Raw genomic sequence first — 4425 nt, 5'->3', positions numbered from 1 at the left:
TCCCAAGACTTCAGACGAAACTGTTGAAACTTCAGAGTTAATTCCAGAACAACCTACCGACTTAGTTCAAGAAAAATCCACAGTAAAATCCCCAGAAATCACACCCGAAGTTTCCTATGAGACTATTGAACCTCAACAGTTAATTTCAGAACAACCTACCGACTTAGTTCAAGAAAAATCCACAGTAAAATCCCCAGAAATCACACCCGAAGTTTCCTATGAGACTATTGAACCTCAACAGTTAATTTCAGAACAACCTACGGATTTAGTTCAAGAAAAATCAACGGTTAAATCACCAGAAATAGAAAAAATAGCTTCAGATGAGACTGTTGAATCCAAACAGTTAATACAAGAAAAACATATTAATTTAGTTCCGAAAAATTCAACCATTCCTGCTTCTGAAAAAAAATTAGAAGAAACGAATATAGCTTCAGACAAAACTCTTGAAGTTCAACAGTTAATCCCAGAGCTACCTATTGATTTAGTTCAAGAAAATTCGACAATTCAATCACCAGAAATAACCCCACCAGCTTCAGATGAAACTATTCAAGATCAAAAGTTTATTCCAGAATTACCTATTGATTCACTTCAAGAAAAATTCATAGTCAAATCACAAGAAATAAGCCCAAAAGCTTTAGATGAAACTATTGAAACCCAACAGTTAACACAAGACAAACCTATTGATTTATTTCAACAAAAATCAACAGTTGAATTACCAGAAAAATCCAAAACTACTACAGAAGATTTAGCTTTATTAAAATCAGAGATTACTGATACTATTCCTCAAGAAACAACAGAAAATCAAGTCTCTCAAATTCAACCTCGCTTAAATCCTGAAAATTTAACTAACCTAAATCCTATTCAATCTCATTCTCCTTTAGCTCAACAATCAGATTTTATTCAATCTCAACTAATGAATGAATTTTTTGAGAGTTTATCAACTTCGGAAACATTAACTGATATAGGTTCTTTTAAACCTTCTAAAAATCAAGCAACTCCTCAAATTACAGAAGTTTGGTCGAATCAATTTCAACTGATAGATGAAAGTGTTCCAGTAATAGATAACATACAAGAATCCTGGTCAAATATAACAGAAATTCTGGATTACGATCGCTTTAATCCATCATCTAATTCTCAGTTGCCTCTGGAAACTTCTGAATTAATTACAATAGGAAAAGAACAATCTATTCCCGAACTTCCAACATCTATTTCAAGTTCTTCAGCAAAAGTGGAGAAAGTGATTGGAGAAGATGGAGAAATTACTCTAATTGATAAGGAACAGTTGGAAATGTTGGCGCGAAAAGTTTATAATTTATTAAGACAACAACTTGAAATAGAACGAGAACGTCATGACTTCAAAACAGGTGGCTCTTTGCCCTGGTTGGATACTATTAGTCAAACCGCTCCTATCAAAACACCAGGGTTATCTTCAAGTTTAAATCGTCCCGGACAACTTCAATCGCAAACTGGAGCAACAGTTTCTTTAGTTAATTATAAATTACAAACTCTTACTCGAAAAATTTATCAACTCTTACAATTAAAAATAGAGATAGAAAGAGAACGTTTAGGACTTTACTATAGAGGTAATATACCTTGGTAAATATATATTATAATTAATTTTTTTTAAGGAGAATATTATGACACAACTTGTTAAGGCTATTTTAAAATGTCAGGATAATGCGCCGGATATTATATTTATGTTTAATCCCAAAGAATTAGTATTTGAAAGAGTTGTACAAATTGCAGATAATCCTGGCTCAAGAGATAATAATACTGGAGTTCCTAAAGTTAGCTTTTCTCATACTAAACCCTACCAAGTAACAATTAATAATATTTTATTTGATACTTATGAATCTGGATTGAATGTTGTGACAACTTTTATCGATCCGTTTCGGAAAGCTGTGGAATTTGCCCAGGGAAAAGAATCTCCACCTATTTATAAATTTATTTGGGGAGATCAAATTTATCTTCGGAGTTGCTTTATTGAACGACTGAATTATAAGCTGACAATGTTTCTGAGTGATGGAACACCTGTAAGAGCTGTAATTGATAGTTTAATACTTAAAGAAACAGAGCATAATAAACCTTCAAAATCACTTGGTTATGATGGTACAAAAAATCAAGTTTCTGATACCCTTTCTCAAGTTCGTCGTGAAATTGATAGTTTAGATAACCGCAAAAAGACTAGAAATAATCGTAAGTTTCCTATAGGAATTAATCCAGATATAAATAGAATAAATAATTATTTTTAATTTTTGTTTTGTTGCAAAAAAATGAAGAATTAGTGTTAATTAAAACTTTATTTTTTGACTCCTTTTTCTATTCTGCTTAATGAATTATCAATACTTTAGCTAGCTTCGATCTGGGTAATTGCTTCGAGGGGCGAGAGGTTTTCAGAGAGAACAGCCTGAATTCCTGGTAAATATTGGTCCATCATCATCACGTTGGTATAGACCATCTGTTTGATTAAAGCAAAACTCAGTCTATCCCCTTGTACGTCAATTCCAGTTTTGTAGCGAATTTCTCCATCTGTGAAATCAAATTCAAAGTTTCCTATAATCATGTCATAGTTGGCACGGGTGATGAATTCTCCAATCGCCTGTCGTTTATTTTCTGGTTTATTAACCGAACAAACAGAATAGAAAACGAACTGTTGTTGTGGTTCCCTAACTTTGGCGTAACAGTCCCAAGTACCATTTTTTCCTTGAAAGGCCAAACGTAAAGCAGAATCACCTTGAATTTTAGTAAATGGCCAGTCATCTTCGGTAAAAAAGTTGAGAACTGTCTGAAAAATAGAAGGATTTGGAGAAGATTTTAAGGTAAGTTCTTGAAAAAAGTTAGAAATTTTTCCGACGGTTTCATCGGCAAATTCTTGCATCGCACTATCCAAACTTCCACCAAGGACATCGGTAAAAAAGCGGGTGATATTTTCAGATAATTCTTCACTGGAAATAGAATTACGATTTAAAGTCTGAGGATTGACATAAGACCAAAACGTGCGGTAGCCTATTTCTCCTGAATTTTGATGTTGTACCACAGACAAGGCCAACCAATTTTCAGTTTCTAACAAAGTGTAAGGATGGTCAGTCTCAGGGAGTGTATAGCTGTCTGGTGAGGATGCTTGCTTTTGACTGAGGTTAGAAATATAAAAAGCCGCTTCTTCGGCGTTGATCGCCTGTTGGAGAAGCAGAGGAAGTAAATCAGGTTTGAGAGTGGCTTCAATATGGATATCGAGTTGAGGTTGGAAGTGGCCATTGCTTAACATAGTCCGAACTTCAGGCTTGAGGTTGAACAGTGCTTCAGTGTCAATACGATGGTAGAGTTCAGGAGTAACCCCAAAAGTCAGGCGACACTCGATGATTTCCTCATCCTGTTGAATTAGGGTAACAGTTGCGGTCTGAAGATAAACGGGGGAGTTAGAATTAGGCCAAAGTTGGAAGTGATCGAGGGAAGCAACAGACTGAATTAGCGTACCCATGATAGTTTAGTATTGAATAACCTATGAAGATTCGCGATCGCAATAACTAAAGTATCTCAAAAATGTGGAATACTGTGAAATATTTTCATTGTTCTAGCCGTTGAAAGTCTGATTGATTAAAGTCTGGAAAAAGCTGTGGCATAATTTCTCGAAAGTTTCTTTCTTCTCTGGACATAGTTGCAGAAGGGTCAATGTCTTCAGGGCCAGCAATAGCTAGTTGCCAATACCAAAAACCACGAGATTTAAGTAACAGTTGAAGATAGCCCTCGAAATCTACACCTAATGGTCTAATTCTTCGACCCCGATAGTAATAATAGATTTCGGGATTATCTGAGCCATCTAAATAAAGTCCTGCACAAGCATTGCCAATAAAATAGTCTATGGGATGTAATGCTTTACAAGGATCATTTTCATCAAAATAAATATTATCTTTCCAATCCCTAAATACTTCCTGAATTGGCAATAAATCAATCATTCCAGCGATTAACCCTCCTTCCGGAACTTCCTTTTCCCATTCAATAGTGATACCATTTGCTTCACTATAAAAATCAATCATTGCCGAGGTAAGATTAAATTTGCTTTGCGCTTCATTTAATTCCTCTTTTGTTGCTGGAGGATTAAAATTATATAGATAAACATCAATAGCAGAGTTATTTTTAAGACTAGCTACCATTGAATGAAATTGCTATATATAACTTGTATTTTTCATAAGTTTTATTCACTATTATATTGAATTATCTTCATTTGTGAAAATTATTGGTTTCTGTGTTTCTGAATCATCCATCACATCAACCAACAACCTGATCAAATAAACCTTTATCCATACTACACCCATTACATTCGCCGGTGGCATCGAGCATATTTTCAATTTCATTATCAGGTGGATTAACATTCTTAGGTATATCTAGTTCGTTTTCATTATTAGGTATATCTAGTTCGTTTTCATT

At 34.4% G+C, this 4425-nt stretch carries 4 protein-coding genes; 2 read left to right on the top strand and 2 right to left on the bottom strand.

The window, feature by feature from the left end; all coding sequences use genetic code 11:
* Both ACP6PK_RS20500 and ACP6PK_RS20495 read left to right on the top strand, forming a co-directional pair.
* The coding region (locus ACP6PK_RS20500) for a hypothetical protein (protein ID WP_426562181.1) at nt 1-1600 on the top strand (1600 nt) is incomplete at its 5' end.
* A gap of 37 nt (nt 1601-1637) precedes the next feature.
* Nucleotides 1638-2252 (top strand): CIS tube protein, encoded by a 615-nt coding sequence (locus ACP6PK_RS20495; RefSeq protein WP_426562179.1) that lies wholly within the window; start codon nt 1638-1640, stop codon nt 2250-2252.
* A gap of 95 nt (nt 2253-2347) precedes the next feature.
* Here ACP6PK_RS20495 and ACP6PK_RS20490 read toward each other — a convergent pair whose 3' ends face one another.
* Nucleotides 2348-3478, bottom strand: coding sequence for a type III secretion system chaperone family protein (locus ACP6PK_RS20490; protein ID WP_426562177.1), 1131 nt, complete (start codon nt 3476-3478; stop codon nt 2348-2350).
* Nucleotides 3479-3563: 85 nt separating this feature from the next.
* Nucleotides 3564-4151 carry an SMI1/KNR4 family protein gene (locus ACP6PK_RS20485; RefSeq protein ID WP_426562175.1) on the bottom strand — a complete coding sequence of 196 codons (588 nt, stop codon included), beginning with the start codon at nt 4149-4151 and terminating at the stop codon, nt 3564-3566.
* Nucleotides 4152-4425 lie beyond the last annotated feature (274 nt).

Source organism: Dapis hubbardiae BLCC-M172, assembly GCF_050016015.1.
GTDB lineage: Bacteria > Cyanobacteriota > Cyanobacteriia > Cyanobacteriales > Microcoleaceae > Trichodesmium.
Note: the sequence above shows the minus strand (reverse complement) of the source record. Positions and strands in the feature narration are given on the sequence as shown.